This window comes from Undibacterium sp. TC9W, from assembly GCF_049339865.1.
GTDB lineage: Bacteria > Pseudomonadota > Gammaproteobacteria > Burkholderiales > Burkholderiaceae_D > Undibacterium.
The window spans coordinates 251,888-277,609 of record NZ_JBMPPJ010000002.1 but is presented as its reverse complement, the minus strand read 5'-3'; the positions used below and the strand labels follow the sequence as shown (position 1 = coordinate 277,609).

26 protein-coding genes are annotated in these 25,722 nt (G+C 50.8%); 5 read left to right on the top strand and 21 right to left on the bottom strand.

The window, feature by feature from the left end:
• Positions 1 to 115 precede the first annotated feature (115 nt).
• From ACO0LN_RS03550 to ACO0LN_RS03530, 5 genes are all read right to left on the bottom strand, one after another.
• Complete coding sequence (locus ACO0LN_RS03550) at positions 116 to 340, bottom strand: hypothetical protein (protein WP_422971032.1); 225 nt, start codon at positions 338 to 340, stop codon at positions 116 to 118.
• A 40-nt stretch (positions 341 to 380) separates the two neighbouring features.
• Positions 381 to 1,109: a transposase gene (locus ACO0LN_RS03545; protein ID WP_422971030.1), complete on the bottom strand. Its 729-nt coding sequence runs from the start codon at positions 1,107 to 1,109 to the stop codon at positions 381 to 383.
• A 55-nt stretch (positions 1,110 to 1,164) separates the two neighbouring features.
• Positions 1,165 to 2,016 (bottom strand): hypothetical protein, encoded by an 852-nt coding sequence (locus tag ACO0LN_RS03540; protein ID WP_422971028.1) that lies wholly within the window; start codon positions 2,014 to 2,016, stop codon positions 1,165 to 1,167.
• 156 nt (positions 2,017 to 2,172) lie between these two features.
• The gene (locus ACO0LN_RS03535; protein WP_422971026.1) at positions 2,173 to 3,648 is read right to left on the bottom strand and encodes an HlyD family type I secretion periplasmic adaptor subunit; all 1,476 of its coding nucleotides are present in this window, start codon (positions 3,646 to 3,648) and stop codon (positions 2,173 to 2,175) included.
• 87 nt (positions 3,649 to 3,735) lie between these two features.
• The gene (locus ACO0LN_RS03530) at positions 3,736 to 5,964 is read right to left on the bottom strand and encodes a peptidase domain-containing ABC transporter (protein ID WP_422971024.1); all 2,229 of its coding nucleotides are present in this window, start codon (positions 5,962 to 5,964) and stop codon (positions 3,736 to 3,738) included.
• Between the two features lie 345 nt (positions 5,965 to 6,309).
• Between ACO0LN_RS03530 and ACO0LN_RS03525 the strand changes: the two genes are divergently transcribed.
• Genes ACO0LN_RS03525 through ACO0LN_RS03510 form a run of 4 tightly spaced genes read left to right on the top strand, consistent with a single transcriptional unit; the run spans position 6,310 to position 9,576 of the window.
• A complete protein-coding gene (locus tag ACO0LN_RS03525; protein ID WP_422971022.1) occupies positions 6,310 to 7,089 on the top strand; it encodes a hypothetical protein in 780 nt (259 codons plus the stop codon).
• Positions 7,090 to 7,095: 6 nt separating this feature from the next.
• Complete coding sequence (locus ACO0LN_RS03520) at positions 7,096 to 8,361, top strand: acyltransferase family protein (RefSeq protein ID WP_422971020.1); 1,266 nt, start codon at positions 7,096 to 7,098, stop codon at positions 8,359 to 8,361.
• Positions 8,362 to 8,381: 20 nt separating this feature from the next.
• The gene (locus ACO0LN_RS03515) at positions 8,382 to 8,879 is read left to right on the top strand and encodes an RNA polymerase sigma factor (RefSeq protein WP_422971018.1); all 498 of its coding nucleotides are present in this window, start codon (positions 8,382 to 8,384) and stop codon (positions 8,877 to 8,879) included.
• 1 nt (position 8,880) lies between these two features.
• Positions 8,881 to 9,576 (top strand): hypothetical protein, encoded by a 696-nt coding sequence (locus tag ACO0LN_RS03510; RefSeq protein ID WP_422971016.1) that lies wholly within the window; start codon positions 8,881 to 8,883, stop codon positions 9,574 to 9,576.
• Between the two features lie 66 nt (positions 9,577 to 9,642).
• Here ACO0LN_RS03510 and ACO0LN_RS03505 read toward each other — a convergent pair whose 3' ends face one another.
• From ACO0LN_RS03505 to rpsP, 8 genes are all read right to left on the bottom strand, one after another.
• A complete protein-coding gene (locus ACO0LN_RS03505) occupies positions 9,643 to 10,716 on the bottom strand; it encodes an acyltransferase family protein (RefSeq protein ID WP_422971014.1) in 1,074 nt (357 codons plus the stop codon).
• 58 nt (positions 10,717 to 10,774) lie between these two features.
• The gene (locus ACO0LN_RS03500) at positions 10,775 to 11,344 is read right to left on the bottom strand and encodes a GNAT family N-acetyltransferase (protein WP_422971012.1); all 570 of its coding nucleotides are present in this window, start codon (positions 11,342 to 11,344) and stop codon (positions 10,775 to 10,777) included.
• 101 nt (positions 11,345 to 11,445) lie between these two features.
• Positions 11,446 to 12,396: a CobD/CbiB family protein gene (locus ACO0LN_RS03495; RefSeq protein WP_422971010.1), complete on the bottom strand. Its 951-nt coding sequence runs from the start codon at positions 12,394 to 12,396 to the stop codon at positions 11,446 to 11,448.
• 118 nt (positions 12,397 to 12,514) lie between these two features.
• The gene (locus tag ACO0LN_RS03490; RefSeq protein ID WP_422971008.1) at positions 12,515 to 13,183 is read right to left on the bottom strand and encodes a CoA pyrophosphatase; all 669 of its coding nucleotides are present in this window, start codon (positions 13,181 to 13,183) and stop codon (positions 12,515 to 12,517) included.
• A 125-nt stretch (positions 13,184 to 13,308) separates the two neighbouring features.
• A complete protein-coding gene (gene rplS / locus ACO0LN_RS03485; protein ID WP_186947495.1) occupies positions 13,309 to 13,692 on the bottom strand; it encodes a 50S ribosomal protein L19 in 384 nt (127 codons plus the stop codon).
• A 131-nt stretch (positions 13,693 to 13,823) separates the two neighbouring features.
• On the bottom strand, positions 13,824 to 14,570 hold the full coding sequence (gene trmD / locus ACO0LN_RS03480; protein ID WP_422971006.1) for a tRNA (guanosine(37)-N1)-methyltransferase TrmD: 747 nt from the start codon (positions 14,568 to 14,570) through the stop codon (positions 13,824 to 13,826).
• A 25-nt stretch (positions 14,571 to 14,595) separates the two neighbouring features.
• Positions 14,596 to 15,138: a ribosome maturation factor RimM gene (gene rimM / locus ACO0LN_RS03475; RefSeq protein ID WP_422971004.1), complete on the bottom strand. Its 543-nt coding sequence runs from the start codon at positions 15,136 to 15,138 to the stop codon at positions 14,596 to 14,598.
• A gap of 17 nt (positions 15,139 to 15,155) precedes the next feature.
• A complete protein-coding gene (gene rpsP, locus ACO0LN_RS03470; protein ID WP_110255824.1) occupies positions 15,156 to 15,407 on the bottom strand; it encodes a 30S ribosomal protein S16 in 252 nt (83 codons plus the stop codon).
• Between the two features lie 226 nt (positions 15,408 to 15,633).
• On the opposite strand from rpsP, the gene ACO0LN_RS03465 reads away from it, so the two are divergent.
• A complete protein-coding gene (locus ACO0LN_RS03465; RefSeq protein WP_422971002.1) occupies positions 15,634 to 16,044 on the top strand; it encodes an NINE protein in 411 nt (136 codons plus the stop codon).
• A 287-nt stretch (positions 16,045 to 16,331) separates the two neighbouring features.
• Here ACO0LN_RS03465 and ACO0LN_RS03460 read toward each other — a convergent pair whose 3' ends face one another.
• The 8 genes from ACO0LN_RS03460 to ACO0LN_RS03425 form a co-directional block, all read right to left on the bottom strand.
• Positions 16,332 to 17,240 carry a hypothetical protein gene (locus ACO0LN_RS03460; protein ID WP_422971000.1) on the bottom strand — a complete coding sequence of 303 codons (909 nt, stop codon included), beginning with the start codon at positions 17,238 to 17,240 and terminating at the stop codon, positions 16,332 to 16,334.
• Positions 17,241 to 17,437: 197 nt separating this feature from the next.
• Positions 17,438 to 18,535, bottom strand: a complete 1,098-nt coding sequence (locus ACO0LN_RS03455; RefSeq protein WP_422970998.1) for an alpha/beta hydrolase family esterase — start codon at positions 18,533 to 18,535, stop codon at positions 17,438 to 17,440.
• Between the two features lie 39 nt (positions 18,536 to 18,574).
• Positions 18,575 to 20,269 carry a thiamine pyrophosphate-binding protein gene (locus ACO0LN_RS03450; RefSeq protein WP_422970996.1) on the bottom strand — a complete coding sequence of 565 codons (1,695 nt, stop codon included), beginning with the start codon at positions 20,267 to 20,269 and terminating at the stop codon, positions 18,575 to 18,577.
• A 248-nt stretch (positions 20,270 to 20,517) separates the two neighbouring features.
• Positions 20,518 to 22,308, bottom strand: coding sequence for an acyl-CoA dehydrogenase (locus ACO0LN_RS03445; RefSeq protein WP_422970994.1), 1,791 nt, complete (start codon positions 22,306 to 22,308; stop codon positions 20,518 to 20,520).
• A 124-nt stretch (positions 22,309 to 22,432) separates the two neighbouring features.
• Positions 22,433 to 23,362: an electron transfer flavoprotein subunit alpha/FixB family protein gene (locus ACO0LN_RS03440; RefSeq protein WP_422970993.1), complete on the bottom strand. Its 930-nt coding sequence runs from the start codon at positions 23,360 to 23,362 to the stop codon at positions 22,433 to 22,435.
• Between the two features lie 88 nt (positions 23,363 to 23,450).
• Positions 23,451 to 24,203 (bottom strand): electron transfer flavoprotein subunit beta/FixA family protein, encoded by a 753-nt coding sequence (locus ACO0LN_RS03435; protein ID WP_422953018.1) that lies wholly within the window; start codon positions 24,201 to 24,203, stop codon positions 23,451 to 23,453.
• A 433-nt stretch (positions 24,204 to 24,636) separates the two neighbouring features.
• Positions 24,637 to 24,864 carry a sulfurtransferase TusA family protein gene (locus ACO0LN_RS03430; RefSeq protein WP_162042138.1) on the bottom strand — a complete coding sequence of 76 codons (228 nt, stop codon included), beginning with the start codon at positions 24,862 to 24,864 and terminating at the stop codon, positions 24,637 to 24,639.
• 337 nt (positions 24,865 to 25,201) lie between these two features.
• On the bottom strand, positions 25,202 to 25,720 hold the full coding sequence (locus ACO0LN_RS03425; RefSeq protein WP_422970991.1) for an NUDIX domain-containing protein: 519 nt from the start codon (positions 25,718 to 25,720) through the stop codon (positions 25,202 to 25,204).
• Positions 25,721 to 25,722: the final 2 nt, after the last annotated feature.

Genomic DNA, 25,722 nt, shown 5'->3' with positions numbered 1-25,722 from the left:
TATCACCACATTAATCTTCTTCACTCTTCTTCATTTATTCTTCTTTCAAGCTGCGTATCTTGTAATACAAAATCTCTTTTTTCTTTCGACGTTGTACTTCCAAACTCATCAAAATTTACCTCTCCCGCCCCGCCTCACTAACTGCCTTCCTCACTGGAGACAACAAGTACTCCAGCACGCTACGCTTGCCCTGATTAATCTCCGCCACCACCTGCATGCCTGGCGTCGTGCTGAGCTTGTTCCCTTGTCCATCAATCAGTGTTTGCTGGTTCAGTTGCACTCTGGCTTTGTAGGTCGCGATGCTGGTGTTGTTACTTCCATCAACAAAAGGGGTCAGCATCGCTTTACTTTTCACATATCCCATTACTTCAATATCTCTCTCAAAATCCAAAATCCGTTTGCTCCTTCAAATTTACTTCTTTAACCAGCTTGACTGGTCTTCCACGTTTTGGTTGTGTTCTTCTCACTCCGCTTGCTGCACTCATTGCATCTTTAAATTTTTCATTTCCAAATGCTTGCCCTTGTACCAGCGCCACACGTAAATCGGCTATCGCTGCCTCATCAAGCTCATAGCGAAATAAATCTCTATACGCTTGCATTCTGGTTTCTGCATCCAGTCCCAGCGCCAGATACTGGGGATGTTGACATAACCGTTGTTCTGTCTTGCCAAGTGCGTGATGGCGATAACTTGACCACTGATACATGGCAGGGTCATCGACCATCCTTGCCCTGACCGGGTTGAGTTCTATATAACGCTGGCACAACAAAAAGTAGTCTTCTGTCTGCACCAGGCTTGATTTAAAACGCCCTTCCCACAAGGTGCCGCTTCGCTTATAAAACCGGTTCACATACTGCACATACCGCCGCCCTATCGATTGCATCATTTTGGCTAAGGCATCTGGTGTCGCTGGTGTCACCAGCAAATGCACATGATTCGTCATCAACACGTACGCATGTACCTGACAATGCCAATCGGCAGCCGATTTAAATAACCAATGGAGGTCACACTGACAATTCTCATCGGCAAAAAAACACGGCTCTCGATTAACACCTCTTTGTACGATATGCTGCGGAATTCCTGCTAGCTTGATTCGTGGACGTCGTGGCATGATTTATTCGCGTTCTCAGTTTAAAAACAATGCGATGCTGACCCCTTTAGTTAATTCAACGACTCTCGAACCCCAAAATGAGTTGACCTACCGAGTCCTGCATTTGCTTCCACTCAGACAAAAGGCCACGGCGGTAAGAAAGCGTGATCTTCGCTTTTGCCCTTGGCAGCAAGAAAAAAAATTGCTTACATGGCGCAGCATCATGATTGATATTTGTGCATTCTATATAGGTTTGAACAACGCCATTTTCATCTCGAAAAATGTATAAATCTTTGTCGTCATCAATATGCTTTTGCGGATTGCGTGTTTGCGGATCTACACCTATAGGTGTGTAAACTTCGAGGCCAAACTGCTTTTCTTTCTGTTTTTCAAACTGAAGAGAACCCATTTTCCCCATTGATTCGCTCATACGCTGCAAAAACCCCCCGTCGCCAAAATTGACTCCAGTTGTAACAATGCCCCTTAACCACGGTGTATTGAAGATAGAAAATGCTTCCTTATTTTTTCTGAGATCCGGGCTCGACAGACCAGCCATATCTGGGTAACGAATATCAAAACCAAAGCTAACTAATTTTGATTTAGTATCTCTAATAGGTGTAGGGCCTATCCGCTTTCCACTCCACCCTGGATCACCTTCATATTCAGCATATTTGGCAAAGTGAGATGGAATACGCACAGAAATACCCCCCAAATCACCCACAACTTCGTGCTTCGCTAGACTAGGATGAGCGCTTGAGCTTGCTAGTGCTAATTTTTTATTTTCATTCTGATTCGTCTTGCTCAAGAAAATAAAGAAGATTACTCCAGTCAACAATGGGAAAAAAACTGCAAGCGCAGTCATGGCAATTGCTGCTTTCTTCGGATTTTTTTTTGAATTACCTTGATTTATTTTTTTCAATTTTTTCACTTCCAGAATCAAAATTTTCTATATCTTTCATCTTCACCAGACTTTACTGAAGTCAATAAGATTAGGATGAAAAATTTTGAGCAATATCATTTTTTAAACTAAAATCATGCAAAAGCTAATTTGCATTTGTTCGATATTTTTGATTAGCATTAAATTTCACCTCTCCCGCCCCGCCTCACTAACCGCCTTCCTCACTGGCGACAACAAGTACTCCAGCACACTGCGCTTACCCTGATTAATCTCCGCCACCACCTGCATGCCTGGCGTCGTGCTGAGCTTGTTTCCTTGCCCATCAATCAGTGTTTGCTGGTTCAGTTGTACTCTGGCTTTGTAGGTTGCGATGCTGGTGCTGCTACTTCCATTACTGCCGTTGCTGTCTGCGTTTTGATTGCTGTTTTGCTTGTTGACTTCCGTCGCATCTGCACTGACATGTATCACCTTGCCGTGGAGCATGCCGTAACGCTGGAAAGGGTAGGCAGCAAGTTTGATCTGGGCTTCTTGCCCGACTTGTACAAAGCCGACATCTTCATTCTTGATTTGTACGTCGGCATACAGTTGCTCGTCTTTGGGGACGAGGGTCAGTACCACGCTGCCGGGTTGCACGACTGCGCCGGGGGTTGTCGTGGCGAGGTCTTTGATGATACCGTCTTGCGGGGCTTTGAGTTCCATCAGGCCTTCTTTGTAATTGCTTTTGTCCAGCGTTGGCTGGAGCTGGGCGATGCGTGCACGGATGTCGGCCAGTTCTTTTTGCAGTTCAGACTGGTAGTTGCTCTGGATCTGGCTGAGCTTTTTTTGCTGGGCATCAATGGTGGCATTGAGTGCCGCTACGCTGGCGTGCTGGGCGTCAAGGTCTTTGGATTTTTCCAGTGCTTCGCGTTGTTTGTCGGCGCTGGCGAGGTTGCCGACATAGCCTTCTTTTTCGAGCTTGCTGTAAGCGTCTGCAGTCTTTTTATAAGTGGGCAGGGTTTGTTCGAGCTTGCTTAAAATTTCTGTGGCGCTTTTGCGTTCGTGCTCTGCACGGCTCAATAATGATCTCTCCTGATCAAGGCTGTCGAGATAGGCTTTGCGGTGGGCGTGGTACTGGCTTTGCACTTGCGCGAAACGGGTAGCGTCATCCCCTGCCTTGATGAGCATGGGCTGGTTGCTGAGTTCTGCTTCTATGCGGCGCACTTGCAGTTGCTGGCTATTAAGGTCGCTGCTGATGCTGGTTTTGTCGGCACTGGCGAGGGTGGTATCGAGCCTGGCGAGGACTTGTCCGGCTTTGACGCTATCACCTTCTTGCACCATTATCTCTTTGAGCACGCCTGCCTCTGCCGGTTGCACGATCTTGACCAGGGTCTGGGGCGTGAGTTTGCCTTCAGCTGTGGCGATGATGTCGAGCTGGCCTATGGCTGCCCAGACCAGCAGGATGAAGACGAGTGCGCAGACTGCCCACAAGACGATGCGGCCTATGTGGCTGGGCTGCTGGGTTTGTATGAGATGCAGAGGGTCATGCCAGCGGCTGGGTGGGCGCAGGGGGATGACTTTGGCGGTGCTGGGAGCGGTCTTTTCTGGTGCTGTGGTTTGTGCCGCTGATGCCGCATTTGGCGTTGTCATGCCCTGGTCGGGCTGGGGTGTTGGTACTTGCTGCATGGGTGCTTACCTGTCTTATTTTTTACTTGCTCAATTTTGGATTTTTTTGTCGGGCTTGTCTTATTTCTTTGCCCTGTTTGCCTTGCTCTATGCGGCGGTACTAGCCTGCACCGCTACTGGTGCCGGGTGCATTTGCTGGGCACCGTCATGGGTCAGGCGATAGACAGCATCGACCTTGAGGCCCTTGGGCAAGCCATGGGTAATGAAGAGCATGGTGACTTTGCCTTTGAGGGCATTGATCGTTTGTGCGAAGTGTTCTGCCGTGGTGGTATCAAGGGCGCTGGTGGCTTCGTCAAAGATGAGGATGCTGGGGCGTTTGAGCAGAGCACGGGCGATGGCAATGCGCTGCTTTTGACCGCCTGAGAGACCGGCACCGCGTTCACCGATTTCTGTCTGGTAGCCTTTGGGCAGGGCTTCGATGACGCTGTGGATTTCTGCCATCTTGCAGGCGGCGACGATTTGTTCAAACCCAGCATTGGGGCTGGCCATTTGCAGGTTGTCGTAAATAGTGCCTGAGAACAGAGTGGTCTCTTGCGGCACGACGCCAAAGTGGCTGCGCAACTCATTGGCAGACAGGTAGCGTATATCAACATTGTCGATGAGGATGCGGCCCTGGCTGGGTTGGTAGAAGCCTTGCATGAGTTTGGCAAGCGTGCTTTTACCGCAGCCAGACGGGCCCATGATGGCGATGGTCTGGCCTTGTGGAATATGCAGATCAAGGTTTTGATACACAGTGGGCAGGTGTTCGCCATATTTGAAGGCGAGATTGTGGATTTGTATGCTGCCTGCCTTGTTGCTGTCGCGCGCAGGAATGACCGAATAAGGTTCTACCGGTGCGTTCATAAGGTCGCCAAGACGGTCTATGGAAAGGCTGGCTTGCTGGAATTGTTGCCACAGGCCGACCAGACGCAACATGGGTTGTGACAGACGGCCTGAGAACATCTGGAAGGCCACCAGCATACCGATGGTAAAAGCGGTGTCATGCATGACAGTGTAGGCACCAATTGCCAGTATCAACAAGCTCATGATTTGCTCAAGCAGGTTGGCGAATGTGTTGTAGGTGTTGGCCAGTTGTTTGGTAGCGAAACCTGCCTGCAGGTAGCTGGCGAGGAAGCCGCTGTATTTGCTGTTGAGTTGAGGTTCCAGCTGCAGCGATTTAACGGTTTCCAGGCCAACAATGTACTCGGTCAAAAATGCCTGATTGCGTGCGCCGAGCTGGAATTGTTCTTGCAGCCTTTGCTGGAACAAGGGGGCGACAACAGTACTGAGTATGACGATGGTAGTCAGTATGGCTAAAGCGATCAGGGTCAGGGTGACGCTGTAGTAGAACATGATGCCGACAAAGATCAGCAGGAATGGCAAATCAAGCACGAGAGTAACGCCAGCGCTGGCGATGAATTCGCGTATGGTCTCTACACCATGCAGACGGGCGGCAATGACGCCTGTGGGCCTGTGCTGGAAGTACATGGGTGGCAGTTTGAACAGACGCTCAAACACGGCGGAACCGAGTACGGCATCGACGCGGTTACCGGTGTGCAAAATCAGATATTGACGCAGCCATGACAAACCCGCTGAGAACAGCATGAAGACCGCCATGCCGATGGCAATGACGATCAAGGTGCTTTGGGTGTGATGCACCACGACCTTGTCGATGATGGCCTGGGTGAACAAGGGAGTGGCCAGGGCAATCAGTTGTATCACCAGAGAAGCCAGCAAAATTTCTTGCCAGAGCTTTTTATGCTTGAGCAATTCAGGGATAAACCAGCGAAAGCCGAATTTGCGTTGCTGGCTGGTGGCCTGGTTACTGTCCGGGTCTGCCGCCGGATCAGCTTGCGGGGTAATACGGGTAATCTGCCCCTGGTATCTCTGCTGAAATTCAGTCAGAAGTATGCTGCGAGGGCTGGTGTCTGAAGGTTCTACGATGAGGACTTGGCTGGTATCGGCTTGCAGGATCAGGGCGGGGACTAGCGTAGGGCCAGGTGCGGAAACAGGCTCTGACTTGTCCGGTCGTTCACCCGTCGCCGGACTTCGCTCTTCGGTTTGAAAGGCGACATCGCTGATATCGCTTGTTGTTTCTGGTACAGGACTGAGCCAGGCGATGAGGGGAAATGATTCGTGCTGTAATTTGCCAGCCTTGCATTTGCGCGTGTCGGCATTGAAGCCATAAGCCTTGACGGCTGCCAGCAAACCATCACTGGTGTAAGGGGCAGCAAACTGTTGTGCCGCCAGTTCAGGGGAATATGGCTTGCGATGGAGCGCACAAAGCCCCTGTAATGCCCAGAACCAGGCATTACGGTCTAGAGAATGGGAGATCATGAAGGATGGATAAAATGAGAAATTGGTTTATGCCGTAGGATAGAACCTACAATATGTATCGTATTGTATCTTTATATTCAGAACAAATGCAATATTTTGTTAATTTCTTGCGCGAAGATCAATTTCTGCATAGAAATTTCCATTAGGGAACTTTTCACTCTGCTTACTCCTGTTCGTATTCTGCGTTTACCGCACTACCAGCCCCAAATAGCTTCGCGCTGCCGGTCAAAATAATTTCATAGAAGCTGTAAATTTTTCTTATCCCCTGCGAATAACAGAGCAAGGGTTTAGCGAAGCTGTGCATCAAGCTCGCTAGACATGAACTCATTATTCCTGGGAGATATCATGTACGGGTTGATTTTAATGCGCAGTTTTATACTTGTCTTATTTTATGCATGCTGGTTTTGCAGCGCATTTGCGCAGCCTGCCAAAGCCAGCTTGCCAGCGACTGCCAATGTGACGCTGGAGCGCGTGATGCAAGCGCATCTGGCGGCGCTTGGGGATGTGGGCAAGTTGCAGTCGCGCCGCGTTAAATTGCGCATCATAGGGATGGCGCCGTTTGAAATACCAACGACAGTAGAAGCAAAACGCCCCAACCTGTTACGGCGGGATGTGCTGGTGCAAGGGCAAACACAGGTATCGGCTTATGATGGTAAAGATGCGTGGAAGATAGACCCATTTCTGACTAGCGGCAAAAAGGCGGTTGATTTATCAGCCGAAGAATTGCCTGCAATGCTGGAAGAAAGTTATTTTGACGGCATACTAATGGCGGCGCAAAAGCTCGGCTTTCCTTTGCAATATGCGGGGATGGAGAAGCTTGATGAGCGGCGTGTGCATGTGCTGAAGGTCAGCATTCCTGCTACGGGTGAATCGACTATCTATCTGGATGCTGACAGTTTTTTGGAAATCAAGCGCCTGCAAAAGCGCCCTGTCATGGGCCGCATGACTGAGCTGGAAGTCTATACCAGTGACTATCGCCTGCATGATGGCCTGATGGTGGCTTATCGTTTTGAGATAGGTACCAAAGGCTCTGCGCAACGCATGAGCATGGTGGTGGATGCGGTGGAAAATAATCCGGTCATTGCCGCCAGCCGTTTTCAACGCGCTGCTAATTTGGCGAACTGAGCCATCATGCAAAACGATGCCACTATTAATGCAGGTAATGCAGGCCTCTCTGCAATCGCACCCGCGCATGCCCAAGCCACGCAAACCGCAGCAACTGGCGAACGCCTGCATGGACTGGATGCATTGCGTGCCGGGGCCCTGCTGTTGGGCGTGTTTTTACATGCGAGCATTTCTTTTTTGCCTGGCGCCAAATTCTTTTGGATGGTCAGCGACAATCAAAAAACCGCAATGCTGGGGCCAGTGTTTTTTGTCATCCATATTTTCAGGATGCCTTTGTTCTTCATGCTGGCCGGTTATTTTGCCCATCTGGTTTTGCAAAAGAAAGGCTGGGCTGGTTTTATCAAGGACAGGCTCAAACGCATCACCCTGCCCTTGCTGCTTGGCTGGCCTGTGATATTTGCAGCGATCGTTGCCGCCATTGTACTGGCTGCCTGGGTGCGCAATGGCGGCAGCCTGCCGCAAAAGTCACCGCCTCCACCGACCTTTACGGCTGACAGTTTCCCGCTTGCGCACTTGTGGTTTTTGTATATGCTGACACTGCTGTACGCGGTGTATCTGGGCCTTTGGGCGGTCTGCAGGCAACTGGGTATCCTGCCCCAACTGAAGCGTTGTGCAGACTGGCTCATGCCCGCAATGTCAGGCTGGTTTGGCCCCATGTTGCTGGCACTGCCGGTGGCGCAGGCCTTGTTTTATACGCCTTACTGGGTGAGCTGGTTTGGCGTGCCCACGCCAGATCAATCACTCTACCCTGGCCGGGCAGCCTGGGTCAGTTTTGGCATGGCGTTTAGCTTTGGCTGGATGTTGCAGCAATCAACCGCTACATTGCCACGGTGGCAGCAACGCTGGCGCTGGCACCTGGGCTTTGCACTATTGATGACGGCTATCTGTCTGTATCTGGGCGGTCTGGTACCAAGACTGGTGCCGGCAGTGCATGATGAAAGCAAATTGATTTTTGCCTGGCTATATGCGGCGGCTGCATGGCATTTTTGTTTTGGCCTGACTGGTCTGGCGTTAAGCTGCATGAGAGAGGCAAATACCAGGGTACGCTATCTGGCTGACGCGTCTTACTGGATTTATCTGGTGCACCTGCCTTTGGTGATGGCTTTGCAGGCCTTGGTGTCGCGTAATGAGTGGCATTGGGCCATCAAACTGGCAGCAGTCTTGCTGGGGACACTGGCTGTGGCTTTGCTCAGCTATCGCTATCTGGTCAGATTTACCTGGATAGGCAAGCTCTTGAATGGCCCGCGACCTGCGCAGGCCCAGGGTGTATGAACGAGTATATGAACGGGCATATGGACGAAGAACTCTTCTTGCAGCAACTCGCCGCACATAAACGCCTGCTATATAAGCTCGCCTATAGCTATTGCCGCCAGGCAGAAGACAGGCGTGATCTGGTGCAGGACATGGTCATGCAGTTATGGCGTTCTTTTCGCAGCTTTGATCAGCGTGTACTGTTTTCTACCTGGATGTACCGCATTGCCATGAATGTCGCTATCTCACACTACCGCAGTGAGACGCGACAGGTGCGCGATACCCTGCCGCTGGAAGAATTTGGTCTGGACATTGCCGAGGCAGACCAGCTCTACAACGCCCAGAGCGACAATATGCGCACACTGGACAAACTCATCAGCGAGCTTGATGAACTTAACCGCGCCCTGATCCTGCTGTTTATGGATGGCCACAGCAATGACGAAATCGCCAGCATCATGGGGCTGAGTGCCGCCAATGTTGCCACGCGCATGACGCGCATCAAACAGAAATTGCAAACCCGTTTTGCAGAAAGTAGCTGACATGAATCTCGATCTCTTGAAAGCCGAATGGCAAGCCCGCGACCAGCGCCTGGAACAAGCCGTCAGAATGAATACCCAGATGCTGCGCCTGTCCTTGCTGGAACAGCACAGGCGTGACATTGCAAAATGGGGCTGGGTCGATAAATATGAAATCATCGCAGGCACCCCGGTTTTTATTTATCTGATCTGGTTCCTCGGGCATTACGCCGGCGTATGGCAATTTGCCCTGCCCGCCTTTGCCCTGCTGGCCTGGACTATCGCCCTGCCAATTCTCAATCACAGGCTGCGCCATGTCCTGCAGGATATGGATTTTGGCCAACCCGTGACCGAGGTACAAAAGCAATTGGCCGTGCACAAGGCCAGACGCCTGCACCTGTTCAAATGGGCGTTCTTGCTGGGCCAGATAGTCTGGTTCATTCCTTTTCTGCTGGTATTTTTTAAAGGCGTGTTCGGAGTTGACTTGTACCTGAAAACCGAGAATTTCATAGGCCCCAGCCTCATCGGTGGCGTCTTGTTTATTCCGCTGGCAATTGGCATTTCCAAACTACTGTCAGGCCGCTTGCAGCACTCTGCCCGCTTCCAGGCTTTTACCGATACGCTGGCTGGCAAAGACATTATCCAGACACGCCAGTTCCTGGCCATGATCGCGCAGTTTGAAGAAACGCCGGATGAAGCCAACACCCCGGATAGCAATTAAAGTGTTTAAATTTTTTGTGTCAGTTTCTCATCACCAGTGCAAAGCTTGCCGCCGCCCTTAATCTGATCAGGCACCGCCGCGCACTTTGGGTATATGAGTCCTGGGCAAGAGCAGGCTATGCAAGAATTTGTTCTTTTTGACCAGCATCAATAACAACAGCGGTAGCAATAGTCCAGCCACAAATGCCAGGCTGGCATTCAGGTAGGCATTTGTGCTCACCCGCGACAGCAGGCCAAATATTTTCCACTCTATCCATGAGTGAAAAATCATGATGAATAAACTGCAGGTACCCAGATAGGCCAGCGCTTTGCCCGGCTGGCCAGCGTACTGCAGACAGCTTGATAGCGACAGTACCAGGTATATACCGAGGATAGCCTGGGCGGTCGAAATCCACCAGTTGCCATACAGGCGCATATTCAGGTCTATGGTTTCGTCAAAAAAGAAATGCAAGGCAGCAAAAAGGAGCAAGGCAATTGCAAACACCCAGGGCTGGAACCTGAAACGCATGACATGCTCATGCATGACATAACCAAGCAGGATGAAAGCCGTACTGATACCTGCCAGATCCAGGCTCCACGGCAAGCCGGGGAAATTATGCTGCCGGTTACCCAGCACAAGATTGAGGCCTTCAAACTTCTGGGTTTCCATCCCGGCAAATTGATGAGTCATGATGATGCCCAGGGCTAACAGGATGGCAATACCAAGAGCGGGCAACAACATGCCGGGCCGCAGACGGTGCATCAGACGCAAAAGTATCCAGGCCAATATGATGACCAGAAACAAATGCGGCAGATACCACAACGGCACCCATTCTATGGTACTGCCTGTGCCATACAACATACCCAGAAAATAGCTGCGGGCATCGATACCCGACCAAAGTATGCGCGCCAGACCCCAGGCTGACAGCACGACGAAAAAGGGTTTTAACAGCGCATCAATCTTGAAGGCCAGGAAGTCTTTGAAACCAGTATCCTGGTGCAGGACGGCCCCGGACAAAAAGAAAAACAGGGGCATGTGAAAAGAAAAAATAATGCGGAACAGCTCACCATGATCATGCGCGATGATCCAGTTATGTCCAAAGACAACCAGGATGATGCCTATGCCTTTGGCAATATCGATGCTGGTGTTGCGTTCTGACATGGATCTCCGTAGAGGGAAACAAGTGGGCTGAGGGCTGCGAGCTACTTCCCGCTTGCTTTTATTTTTGTACCAGATAATTCAATTCGGCATGCCAGTCTTGCGGCAATAATGCGTGCACGGCAGCAGTCACTGGCACACCGCCGACCACCAGGCGGTTACGTGCCATGCATTCCAGTTGCGCACCAACTTTTTTTGCAACGGCAATGCTGGCAACATTGCCTTCGGCAGCGACGATCTCTATGCGGTAAAAACCCAGTTGCTTAAAGCCTGCATCGGCCAGTAATATCGCCGCCTGACTGGCAATGCCCCGCCCTTGCGCAGACTGCCTTATCCAGTAACCGAGATTGCAGTAATTATGCAGTTTGCTGATCATGTTCAGGCCTGCACCACCGAGCAATTCCTTACCATCTTCGCTGAAGATACCAAATTCATAGGCTGTACCTTCTTCCCGCCCTTTGTCGCATACCGCAAACCATTCACGTGCATTATCACTATTAAAGTCAGCATGACACCAGCTCATCCAGCGACCAACGCTCGCTACCGATTCACGTACTACGGCAGCAAACATGTCAGCATCGTCAGCTTCATAAGCACGCAGGCAGATACCGGGGGCAGTGATTTTTTTCATTATAAATCGTTAATATATACACAGCACGAGTATAGCCTGAGCAAGACACCCGGATGAATTGGATCAATGAAAAAAGCCCTGTTGTTCAACAGGGCCTCAATTTATATCCAGACGGCGAAAGAAAGCAGCAGTAGGAGCAGCATCCACAGCAGCAGCGCCCGCCACACCAGGCCGACTGCGCTTTGCAGGGCGCGTGGCGAAGCTTCTGCACCTGGCTGGCTTTCCAGTTCGAGGCTATCAACATCGACTGCCGTTGCATCAGCCTGCAAGACCATGGCTTTTTCTTCTGGCTCGCCCAAACGCACGCCAAGGGCACCGCCACCGGCAGAGAGGATGATACCGACCAGCTCATCTGACCAGCGGTCAGCATAATTACGCCAGGAGTAAACCGCATCTTCAAAATTGCCGACCACGGCAAAGGCGACGGCGGTCAGGCGGGCTGGCACCCAGTCTATCCAGTAAAAGACTTTGGCTGCATAGATACCAAATTCTTCGTTTTTCATGTGTTCCGGCTCGTTCCAGGCACGCGACAGATATTCAGCCGCACGGTACATGACTGCACAAGCGGGGCCGACAGGCATGAGAAACCAGAAGAACACGCCAAATACATTGCGGTGGGTGGCGATCAACGAACGTTCGACGGCAAGGCGGGAAATTTCTGAGACTTCCATGCCAGTGGTATCCAGATGCGTCCACTCAGCCAGGTAACGTCTGGCGGTATCTTCATCGCCTGAACTCAGGGCCAGTTGTATCGAAGTGAAATAATGGCTATAGCGACGGAAACCCAGGGTCAGATAGACGATGAGCACATTCCACAACAAGGCGGCAATCGGGTTCAGGCGCAGGCACAGCCAATAAATCAGTGCGGTTGGCAAAGTCAGCGAAGCAATGACTATCCACCAGCCCAGCCGGCCATGCTTGACCTTGCCTGCATTGAAGGAGGCTTCGATTTTGTCAGCCAGTGTCTGGATTTGCGTATAGATGGGGTTATCTGCCCGCAAGGGCTTGAGCTGCTCAATCAACAGCGCCAACAGAATGGAAATAAAGGTCATGATAGACTAGGCTTATGTTGCAGCGCAATGCTGCAAACAATCAATTTGCAAATGCGGCAAGTGTAAACCGATTTGCCCAGATTATGAAGCTTTGTTCTGTCAGGCAAGTCTATAACTGTCATGCACGCAGGAAATGAAACAGATTGCGCAGCATGCCCGCCGTTGCACCCCAGATAAAATGCTGCTCGTACGGCATGGCATAAAAATGCCGTTTGCCAGCATTGTCGGGTAAATCAAAGCTGCGGCGCTGGTGATTTTTGCCATCCATCAAAAAATCCAGCGGCACTTCAAAAACCGAGGCGACTTCTGAGGGATCGCTACGAACCGGAAAACCAGGCATGATCAATGAAACGATGGGACTAACCTGATAGCCAGTACCTGTCTTATAGTCTGGCAGGCGACCCAGGATTTCAACATAGTCGCGTTGCAGGCCTATCTCTTCTTCTGCTTCGCGCAGGGCCGTGGTCACCGGATCAATATCTTCTTCCTCAAAACGCCCGCCAGGAAAACTGATTTGCCCGGGATGATGGTTCAGGTGCGCAGCTCGTTCAGTGAGAAGCACAGTCAGGCCGTCATCATGCATGACGATGGGTATCAAGACCGAGGCCAGTCTGAATGGCAGGTTTTTGGAGAAAAAACTTTCATCGACAACTTCTGGCGTCCATTCATGCTGTTGCAAGAAGCGTTGGCGCAGCCAGGCTGGTGACAGATGTGCCGCAGGCACAGCCGTTTCTTCACCCAGGGAATGGATAGGGAAAGTCTGGGGGTCAAAAACCGGTTTACTCACAATGACAATTAACTTTATTGTTGGTCTGGCTATTTTGGGCAGGCATCGCAAAAAGCATTTGTCGCCTATTTTCCAATAAAAAAAGGATGCCGGAGCATCCTTTTTCAGTACGGCTAAACCAGATATTACTCTGCTTTTGCTGCAACAACTTTACGTGCTGGCAATTTCTCTTTGATACGAGCAGATTTACCAGAGCGTTCACGCAGATAGTACAGTTTTGCACGACGTACATCACCGCGACGTTTCACTTCGATAGAAGCGATCAGTGGGGAGTACAACTGGAATGTACGCTCAACGCCTTCGCCGGAAGAAATCTTACGGACGATGAAGTTGGAATTCAAACCACGGTTACGACGGGAGATAACTACACCTTCGTAAGCCTGTGCACGTTTGCGAGTACCTTCAACAACGTTGACGCTCACAACTACTGTATCACCTGGCGCAAAGTCAGGGATGTTCTTGCCGAGGCGAGCAATTTCTTCTTGCTCTAATTTTTGGATCAGATCCATTTTTTACTCCTATGACCATCTTGCCGACGCTGCAGAATCTGATTCTGGCTGATGCCCGGTAGAGGATGGGGTTTAACATGTGAATCATTGAAGATTCACGCTTATATATTTCAGCTCAAGAGCTGAAATTACTACAAACTGCTTAAAAACTTTTCGTCAGCACGGCTTAACAAGCCTGCCGCACGCGCTGCGATGATTAAATCCGGACGCTTTAACTGACTGGCTTCCAGTGCTCGCTGACGCCGCCACTTTTCAATTTCAGCATGATTACCACCCATTAACACGGCTGGCACAGCCTGATCTTCAAAGACTTCTGGCCTGGTGTAATGCGGGCAATCCAGCAAACCATTGACAAAACTGTCCTGCACTGCCGAGGCGTCATCATGCAAGACGCCAGGAATTTGCCGTATGACAGCATCCATCAGGGCCATGGCTGGCAATTCACCGCCAGACAAGACGAAATCGCCGAGGCTGATTTCTTCATCGACGTAATTATCCAGCAGACGCTGATCTACCGCCTCATACCTGCCACACAACAAGACCAGACCCGGCGCTGCCGCCAGTTGCATGACCTTTTCATGTGTCAATGGCTTGCCCTGTGGTGACAAATAAATCACTTTGGGTGTCGCTGCAGACAAAGCAATCTGGCGTGCCTTGGCAGACTCGATTGCGGTTTGCAAGGGTTTTGCCAGCATCACCATACCAGGGCCACCACCATAAGGCCGGTCATCCACAGTACGATGCCTGTCAGTCGTAAAATCACGCGGATTCCACAGCTTTAATTCGCATTTTTGTTGCTCGAAAGCCCGCCTCGTTACACCTGATTGTGTAATGGCAACGAACATTTCGGGGAACAGCGTAATGACATCAAATTGCATGCTTATGCCTTCTGATTGCATCACGTTAATAATCACTACCCCAGTCGACCTGGATTTTGCCTGCTTTTTGATCGACTTCCTTGACGAAAGCTTCTACAAAAGGGATCAGGCGTTCGTGTTTCGCCAGTTCATTTTCATGTACATCCGCTGCCGCCACCCGTAAAATCGGATGCGCACCGTTGTCCATCAAATCCCTGACCACACCTAAATTCTCACCCTGAAGATTTTCCACCTGCAAACCTATCAGATCGAGCCAATAGAATTCACCGGATGCCAAAGCAGGAAAATGCTTGCGAGAAATTTGTACAGTTGCACCTTTCAGTGCTTCTGCGGCATTTCTGTCAGGCACACCCACCAGCCGCGCAACTACGTCTTCGCCCTGGATTTTAACTTCCAGACGATCGACATCACGCAACTCAGGCTTATCCAACCACCAGGTTTTTACTGACATTAATGCGTCAGCATCAGCAGAATAAGGACGTATCCTTACCCAGCCGTGAATACCAAATGCTCCCGAGATATAGCCAACCAGGACCAGATCATCAGGAGCATGGACTGCAGCAGTCATGATACAGCTTGCAGCGATTAAGCTGCTGCTTTACCGGACTGAGCTACCAGGCGAGCAACTGCTGGAGACAATTGAGCGCCAACACCTTGCCAGTAAGCCAGGCGATCAGCTGCAACGCGTACTGTTTCTGCATTGCCAGTAGCTACTGGATTGTAGAAACCGATGCGCTCGATAAAGCGACCATCGCGACGATTACGGGAATCAGTTGCAACGATGTTGTAAAAAGGGCGCTTTTTTGCGCCACCACGAGCTAAACGAATAACGACCATAATATTTCCAAAAAATGTCTGAACGCGGAAAAAGCTGTAGATTATAGCCCGCTTCTTGAGGAAGTCGCAAGGACTATCCCACTTTTCCCTTGCCGAAGGGTGATTTTATTGATCAGCGTGACTATTGAGACACACTATACCGTCATCGCATACAATCACAGCTTCAACTTTGATGGTTTTTGCAATGACACCGACAAATACAAGCAACGACATAAGCAATCATATAATGCCACATAAAAATAAAACCCTGGCAACGTTACTGGCCGCTTTATTTGGCGCCGTAGGCTTGCACCGCTTTTACCTGGGTGGCAAAAAAGACAAATGGGGCTGGCTGCATTTCATCACGCTGCCGATCAGCATGGTCATCCACTATTTCTATTTTGGCAAACCCGAGATTGTGCAATACGGCTTTTTACTGCTGTCTTTTCTGATTGCCATACTGGAAGCATTAGTGATGGGTCTGACGCCAGATGAAAAATGGGATGCGCGCCATAATAGCAAATCCGGCAAAACCAGCGAATCCAACTGGCCGCTGGCATTGCTGCTGGTATTGACATTGGCTGTAGGCGCGTTTGCACTGATTGCGGCTATCGCACGTACCTTTGATTTGTTATATACCGGAGGTGCCTACGGTTGATGAGCGCGTAGTCCGTTCTAGTACCTTCTCTAATACCTTCAAAAGAAAATGGCTCATCATAAAGATGAGCCATTTTTATTTGAACGCCTGTAATCACATTACAGGCGTTTTTTTAACGCACAAACAAGGCAATCAAAATAACGATAGGAAGAGGTATGCCGAGTAACAAAAGCAGGATTGAACGCATAATAGGCTCCAGATAATAATAATTTGTTGTTTGCCCCTGCTCCGCTATGGAGCAGGGATGAGTTTTAAGCAGATGTTTTTACTGGCTTATTTGTACTGACTTATACAATCACATGTGCTTCGTCACGTTGACGACCACCCAGTGTTGCTGCCAGGCTGGCGACGAATGCACCCAGCAGTAAAGCCACGAACATCCACAGCGCAGAGTTTGCAGCGGCTTTGCGGGCCTGGTCAGCGGCGGTTTTGGCCGTATTTTTTGCGTCGATAACTGACTGGTTCAATTGATTAAATACAGTATCAACGCGTTTTGTCGCATCTATCTGTGTCATGTCGGTGCGCTTGGCAACCAGCTTGGCCAGGTAATCACGGTCACCTGGTGACAGCGAACCGTTGGCGATACCCGTCGCCAGGATGCGACCAACTTCCATGCGAGCTCCGCTGCTATTGCCCGTACCAGTACTGGCACCATCGGTCGGTGCGGCCGTCGTTTGCTCAGTACGCAAAAGCATATCCGTAAAATAATCTGCCGGATTGACCTTGGCATTACCCACTACGGCTGCTGTTGCAGTCACTGCAGTGCCTGCGGCATCTGCTGCACCACTGAGCATGCTTTGCGCTGCACTGGCGAGCAAGCCCACCGTCAGCAACGAGGCAACCGCCCATGCCAGCATGCCGTGCGCTGTGTCACGGAAGTACACTTCATTGTCGTGCACATTGCTCCATTTAGTGCGCAAGCGGCCTGCAATGTAACCACCAATGCCGGACGCTGCAAGTTGCGTAAAGCCTATCCAGGCGATGGTGGAAATACCCATCACCGTCGCGTTATAAGACCACGGTGATACTGCGGACAGGCCAAGGCCGGCACCCAGCATTAACAAAATCAGCGACAGCGCCGCTGCCGCCACCGCGCCACCAATCACTGCCCCCCAGGACACACCAGAAGTGCCTGTACGGGACGCATTTTCTTGAGTGACTACCAACATGTTTGCTTCAGTAGTATTGTTATTCATATAGGTATCCATCTGCTTTCAATTGGTTAGGACATAAGCAATAAAATCTCTGGCTTTTTTCTCGATTAAAAATGACCAGAGAACAGTTTCAGAATAGGCCACGCCAGCTATTACGTCTGTGTGTTGCTTAACACTGGGAAATGATTTTTTGCAGATAAAAGCAGGAGATGTATTTGCACAACAGCGATCAGAATTGATCAGGATGAATAAGCAAACTGCTTGCTGGCAAAAGCCCAGATCATGGCGGTGGCATCTGGCCCTTTAGGATCACTGTAAGCAAACCCCTTAGCACCGCCACTCCAGGCATGCTCCAACCCATTTACTTCACACAAGCTGACCATGACTTGCCCCTGCGCACGATAGTCAGTCATCGTGGATGGATAACGCGCACCACGTTGCACAGTACGCGGTTTGCCTGCTTTCGCACCGGCCTGCATGGCCCATTGCTGCGAGACGAGCCTGCCATTGACAGGAAAGACTATGTGGTCCTTGCTACCCTGTATCACCAGCAAGGCAGGCAGCTTGGTACCAGCAGGCAAAGGCGCTGGATGCAAGCGCCGCCCACGCATTGCCATGATGGCAGTCGCAGAAGAATGTGCAAGCCCTGTGGCTATGCCTGAATGCATGATCAGCGCGCTAAAGCGCCTGGGGTGGTTCACCGCCAGCAAGGCTGCCATGCTGGCACCGGCAGAAAGCCCTGCTATTGCAATACGTTGCTGATCTACAGGCTGCAACAGGCATACCTGATCAATCACGGCATCAATGGACGCCGCCTCGCGTTGCGCGCGGCCAGAACGGGTGTCATACCAGTTCCAGCATGCCTGGACATTCGAGAGTTTTTCTTGCTCGGGATAAAGCACGAGAAAGCGCTTGCGGGCAGCAAGCTGATTCATCTTGCTGCTGGCCGCCAGTGCTCCGGCATCTTGCAAACAGCCATGCAACATGACCATGAGCGGCAGACGCTCCGTACGCGTGATGCCGGGTGGCCGGTACAGGTAATAGCGCCGCAAGCCAGCCATGCCTGGTGTCATGCCAAAGGTCAAGCTGGCACTTTGAACTGCGCCTGAGCTTGGCACAGACTTTGTGGTTTTTGTGCTTTTTTTTGTTTTCGCTGATACACGTGGTTTGGCCATCTTAAGCAAGCTGGCTGGCTTGCGTTTGGCCGCCTTTGGCACAACTGCTGCCAGTGTTTTTTTGATCGCACTGGCACCAGTCCGCGTTGCCGCTTTTGTCATCTTGTTCAAGATGCTTTTGAAGGATTTACTCCATGCTGTCTTGCTGGTGCGCTTGGTCATTTATCCCTTAGTGGCCTGATGGCTTAGTGACTCAGTTACTCAGCCACCGCGCAAGGCGAGCAAGGCTTCTTTAACCCGCGCAAGGCCAAACCGCCAGATCTGGTCGAGATGAATATGCGGCATGGATGGCAATTCAGAAGGATCGATGAATACATTCAATACCGCAGGTCCGCTAGCCGCCAGCAACTGGCGCAAGCCATCTTCCAGTTCACTTGATTTTTTCACTGTAAATCCATATGCACCACAAGCGACGGCAAAGGCAGAAAAATCCATATTCGGAAATGTACTGCCCTTATGCGCAGGCAAGCCAGCCTCTTCCATTTCAATATGCACCAGGCCCCATTGCTGGTTATTGAATACCACCACTTTCACAGGCAGACGATGTTCTACGCTGGTCATGAACTCGCCCAGCAACATGGTAAAGCCACCATCCCCCACCGCGACGATGACTTGCCTGTCGCGGTTCAGGGCCTGCACGCCATTGGCCTGGCCAAGACTGGTGCCAACTGCGGCATTATTGAATGAAGCAAGTATCCTTTGCTGGCCGGATTGTTGCAGCCAGTTGCCGCACCACAGCGTCACTTCACCAGTATCAATAATGATGGCAGCATCGGCTTTCGCATGCCTGCTGATGCTACGTGCCACGGCCTTTGGATTGACAGGCTCATTGCCGTTTTCCAGCTCTGCTTTCTTGTCCAGCATCTCATCCCACTTTTTGCGGGCTTCTGTCACAGTTTGCAAAAAATCCTGGTCTTCGCGCTGTGGCAACTGCTCAAGAAGCTGCATGAGAGTGGGTTTGATGGCACCGACTATGCCGAGTTGCACGCCAGTGCGGCGCCCCAGTACTTCAGCACGCAAATCGATCTGTATCACTTTGCCGTTCTTGGGCAGGTATTCGGTATAGGGATAATCCGAACCCAGCATCAGTACCATGTCTGCATTTAGCAGGGCATCGACCCCAGGTGCGCCGCCGATCAGACCGACTCCGCCTATCCACAGCGGATGATTGTGCGCCACCATATCCTTGCCGCGAAAAGTGTGCATCACAGGTGCCTGCAAACGTTCTGCCAGTTGCAGCACTTGCGTGACCGCCGAGCGGCAACCAGTACCGGCAAAAATCGCGATTTTTTTTGATTGCTTGATCAGGTGCACTGCCACGGCCACGTCTTCAGGATCAGCCGCCATTTCTGGCGAGGCGCGCAAGGTGGCCAAGCTACCCATTTTGGCATCGGTTTTTGCAGAAAATACGTCTGGCGGAATATTCAGGTGAGCCACGCCGTGCATGCCATAAGCATGCGCAATTGCCTGGTGAAATATATGCGCTGCCTGTTCGGCATTGGTCAGCGTTTGGGTATACACCGCAACATCGCGGAACAATAAATCAGGAGTATTTTCTTGCAGATAGTCATTACCCCGCTGGGCAGCAGGAACGCCACCAGAGATCGCCAATACCGGCGCATGGTCTTTATGCGCCTCATACAAACCGGCAATCAGGTGATTGGCGCCTGGGCCGGTAGTGCCACAACAGACGGCCAGTTTGCCAGTCAGCTTGGCCTGGCCTGCAGCAGCAAGGGCAGCGCCTTCTTCATGCCTTACGCCTATCCACTCTATGTCTTTGTGGCGGCGTATGGCATCAGTAAATGGATTGAGCGCATCACCCACCACACCAAATATCTGACGTACGCCAATATCATATAAGGTAGCGACCAAAAATTCAGCGACAGTTTGTTGCATGGGATACTCCTTATCAGGGCCAGCCACACGATCTTGGCGGGCAGCATTAACAATGGGCAAAACATGCCGATTACTGATAATAGAGACGAACACGACAATGCTCTATGCGCTAACGCACACAGAACTTGGGGAATATATAACAAGGAAAGAAACTAAAACGGGTGCCGCTATAAAAAATGGCTCATTCAGGTGATGAATGAGCCATTTTTATTTTTTTTCAAAGACTGCTTAATTTACTACAACAACCATCAGAACTGATCTTCAGGCAAGGCCATGACACCGGCACTGCCATCGACTATCGCAGAACGCAAACCTTGAGATGCAGACAGGATATGGTCAGCAAAATAACGTGCAGTAGCAATCTTGGCTTTATAGAAGGCCGCATCGCCCTCGCCTGCATTCATTTTTTGCTGGGCAACAATGGCAGCACGTGCCATTTGCCAGCCGCCGAAAACGATTCCTGCCAGTTTCAGATACAGGACACTGCCGGCAAACACGCCCTTGATGTCTTGCTTGAAGTTGGTGACGACATAATCAACCACGTCTTCCAGCGCTGCAGTACCTGCTGCCAGTTGGCGCTGTATCGCCAGCGCATCGACAGAACCGATCGCCGTCAGTTGTGCTTCTGTTGCGCGCATGTCCGCGATAAAGGCTTTGGCAGTGGCGCCGCCATCGCGCGAAGTCTTGCGACCTACCAGGTCATTTGCCTGGATGGCTGTGGTGCCTTCATAGATGGTCAGGATCTTGGCATCACGGTAGTGTTGTGCAGCACCAGTTTCTTCGATGAAGCCCATGCCACCATGTACCTGCACGCCAGTAGATGTGACATCCAGCGACATTTCAGTTGACCAGCCTTTGACGATAGGCACCAGATATTCATACTTGGCCTGGTTGGCCTTGCGCACCGCTGCATCTGCATGATGATGGGCAAAGTCACTGATACCAGCGGCGACGTAGGCCAATGCACGTGCACCCTCAGTCTGCGCACGCATGGACATCAGCATGCGGCGTACGTCAGGGTGATTGATAATGGCAACCGGGCCAGCAGATCCTGCCAGGTCACGCGATTGCACACGGTCTTTGGCGTATTGCACTGCCTTTTGGTAAGCGCGTTCTGCCACGCCTATGCCTTGCATGCCAACGCCAAAACGGGCCGCATTCATCATGATGAACATGTATTCAAGGCCACGGTTTTCTTCGCCAACCAGCGTGCCTATCGCGCCACCGTTGTCACCGAATTGCAATACCGCAGTCGGGCTGGCCTTGATACCCAACTTGTGTTCTATCGATACGCAGTGCGCGTCATTGCGTGCACCCAGTGTGCCATCAGCATTGACCAAAAATTTAGGCACGATGAACAAGGAAATACCTTTGACGCCTTCTGGCGCATCAGGTGTACGTGCCAGCACCAGGTGGACGATATTTTCTGCCATATCGTGTTCACCATAGGTGATGAAAATCTTGGTACCGAATACTTTGAACGTACCATCGCCCTGCGGCACGGCACGGGTGCGCACCATCGCCAGGTCAGAACCGGCTTGCGGCTCGGTCAGGTTCATGGTGCCTGTCCATTTTCCGGAGATCAGGTTTTCCAGGTAGATGGCTTTTTGTTCGTCGCTGCCTGCAGTCAGCAAGGCTTCAATCGCGCCATCGGTCAGCAATGGGCACAGGGCAAACGAGATACTGGCCGCATTCAGCATTTCTATGCACGGCGTTGCCACCAGCTTGGGCAGGCCCTGGCCACCAAATTCCTGCGGATGCTGCACACCCTGCCAGCCTGCTTCTCCAAACATCTTGAAGGCTTCTTTAAAGCCCTTGGTGGTGAAGACTTCACCGTCTTTCCAATAACTCGGTGCCTGATCACCTGGCCAGTTCAGCGGCGCGACCACTTCACCCGCAAACTTGGCGTTTTCTTCCAGCACGGCTTCTACCGTTTCTGCCGTTGCATCTTCACAACCGGGCAAGGCGTTCACTTCCGCCAGACCAGCCAGTTCGTTGATGAGGAACAGCATGTCCTTGACAGGGGCAACATAGCTCATTTTTGTATTCCAAAAAAAAGAAAAAGGGGCAGGTCAGGAAGATCGCCAGAAATAGTGCGATAAACCGCTTACCTGCCCCAATCAGGCCGCCGTGACGACCAACAAATTACAGTACCAAGCCTGATTAGCCCAGCTCAGCAACCAATTGTGGAACGATATCAAACAGATCACCCACGATGCCATAATCAGCGACCGAGAAGATCGGTGCTTCTGGGTCTTTATTGATGGCGACGATGACTTTGGAATCTTTCATACCGGCCAGATGCTGGATCGCACCGGAAATACCAACAGCGATGTACAGTTGCGGAGCAACGATCTTACCGGTCTGGCCAACTTGCCAGTCATTCGGTACAAAGCCAGCATCCACCGCAGCGCGGGATGCACCCATGGCTGCACCCAGCTTGTCAGCCAGCGGTTCCAGAATCTTGAAGTTGTCACCAGAACCCATGCCACGGCCACCGGAAACAATGACTTTGGCAGCTGTCAGTTCAGGACGGTCAGACTTGGCCACTTCGCGGGAAACAAATGCAGATTTGCCAGAATCAGCAACAGCAGCAACAGTTTCCACAGCAGCAGAACCACCGTTAGCAGCAGCATCAAAACCAGTAGTACGTACAGTGATGACCTTGATCGCATCTGTCGATTGCACAGTCGCGATAGCATTACCAGCATAGATAGGACGCTCGAAAGTGTCAGGGCTGTCTACTTTGGTGATTTCAGAGATTTGCGATACGTCGAGCTTTGCAGCTACACGTGGCAAAATGTTTTTGCCGTAGGCAGTTGCAGGAGCCAGGATGTGAGTGTAACCAGAAGCGATTGCCAATACTTGCTCTGCAATGTTTTCTGCCAGGCCATCGGCAAAATGCGCTGCATCTGCATGCAATACTTTACTGACGCCAGCGATTTGTGCAGCAGCCTGTGCAACTGCGCCAGCATTGTGGCCAGCAACCAGTACGTGTACATCTGCGCCGCATTGTGCAGCAGCAGTGACGGTATTCAATGTGCTGCCCTTGAGGCCAGCGTTGTCGTGTTCAGCGATGACGAGTGTAGTCATGATGTCTTCCACTTGATGTGTTGTCAGGATCAATATTCTGGCAACAAAAATTATTCTTAAATTCTGTCTTTATGAAAGCTGGAACCAATCAGCCAATAACCTTGGCTTCATTGCGCAGCTTGGCAACCAGGGTCGCTACGTCAGGTACCTTGATACCGGCGCTGCGTTTTGGTGGCTCAGTGACTTTCAGAGTCTTGACGCGGGAAGCAACGTCCACACCCAGGTCTGCTGGTTTGACATTGTCCAGTTGTTTTTTCTTGGCCTTCATGATGTTAGGCAAAGTCACATAACGTGGTTCATTCAAACGCAAGTCTGTGGTGATGATGGCTGGCAGTGTCAGGGACAATGTTTCCAGGCCGCCATCGACTTCACGGGTTACTGTGGCTTTACCATCTGCAACGGTGACTTTGGAAGCGAAAGTCGCTTGTGGCCAACCCAGCAGGGCTGCCAGCATCTGGCCAGTCTGGTTGCTGTCATCATCAATCGCCTGTTTGCCGAGAATGATCAGTTGTGGTTGTTCTTTGTCAGCCAGTGCCTTGAGCAATTTGGCCACTGCCAGCGGTTGCAGTTCTGCATCGCTTTCGACCAGGATGCCACGGTCAGCACCAATCGCCATTGCTGTACGCAGGGTTTCCTGGCATTGCGCCACGCCGCAAGAAACAGCGATGACTTCAGTCACGACGCCAGCTTCTTTCAGACGGGTCGCTTCTTCCACCGCGATTTCATCAAATGGGTTCATGGACATTTTGACGTTGGCGATATCAACGCCAGAGCCATCAGATTTAACACGTACTTTGACGTTGTAATCGACGACGCGTTTGACTGGTACCAGGACTTTCATAGTTCTGCCTTTATGAGCTAATTGGGGAATACCGAATTTAATACCGATTTATACGAAACTTGCTACGAATGTTAAAGCTTAATACTGAAAACTTGCTGCCTGACGTACTTTTACATTGCGGGCGACCTGGGCGGCGTGCACCGCACTGCTGCACCAAACATCTCATCTTACTGCGCTTTCGCGCCCGCAAATTGACGTATACGTAAATTCTATTGATTATAAAACGAAAACATCAAGATTTTGCACAATTTAGCACGAGCGTTCTTTTTAATCCACTTTACCACTAGAGCAGAATGCCTAATCCACCCATGCTTGAGACTGGGCCAGAGATGCGTCAAATATGAAAAGTGCATTCCTGAATACAAAAAACCCGCAACAGGTTGCGGGTTTTTATTTGCTGCTTTGCCGATGGGTATATGCAGACTGGACAGACTTATTTGCGCTTGATGAAATACTCAAACTCTTTACTGCCTTCCTGATGCGACAACAGTTCATTGCCGGTTTGCTTGGAAAAGGCCTTAAAGTCCCTGACCGAACCAGGATCAGTCGCCAGCACATGCAACACTTCACCAGTGAGCATTTCGGCCAGCGCCTTTTTAGTCTTTAAAATTGGAAGAGGACAGTTCAGTCCGCGCGCATCCAGTTCTTTATTGAATTGCATGATTTCCCCAGAAATACAAATTGAGTAAGCTAATTCGCCCGACAATTGATGCACCAATTCTACCGGAATTTTCATTCGCATGGTGCATCGCAGCAGACTAACAACAAAAGACCAAATATTTTAAAAAGTTTCCGCACGAAAATGGTGCAAAACCAAAGAATCTTCGTTTAAAGCCTACATTCTCATCTTAGACAATAAACTTACTGCTGACTTACTTAATGGAGATATTTCACCAAAACAATTGTTAAACTGGTTTTTTTATTGGCAATTACGTATGGAGCCGCGCTCTTCTGAACTTTTCTGGATCATCGTCGTTTTGCATTGCAAAAGACTCAAGCTATTTGCTTTCCCATTCTCGGTAAACAGGTTCCAGGCCTCGCGTACGCATCCAGTCTGCCATAGCATGACCAGTACCGGCATTCCAGGGCCTGAGTTTTTCGGGTTCGATGAGACGGTATTCCAGCAATTCTGGCGACAGGCTGACTGTGCCGGATGCCTTGACGTGATAGGCGATGATGAGTTCGTTTTTACGGATGAACTCATAGACACCGATCAACTTCACCTCGTCGGCATCAAGATCGGTTTCTTCCTTGAGCTCACGGGCTATGCCCTGCTCTGGCGTCTCGCCGCGCTCCATGAAGCCGGTAATCAGGGCGAAAGTATTTTCTGGCCAGGCAGCATTGCGCGCCAACAGTATCTTGTCTTCAAACTCGACCAGGGCAGCCAGTACAGGCAGGGGGTTGTCCCAATGGGTCCAATGCCCTTCAGGGCAGGCCAGCCTGAGCTTGCCGGCTTCCTGTTCATCGGGACGTTCTATGAGAGATGTTGCACATACAGGGCAAAACTTCAATTCCATGC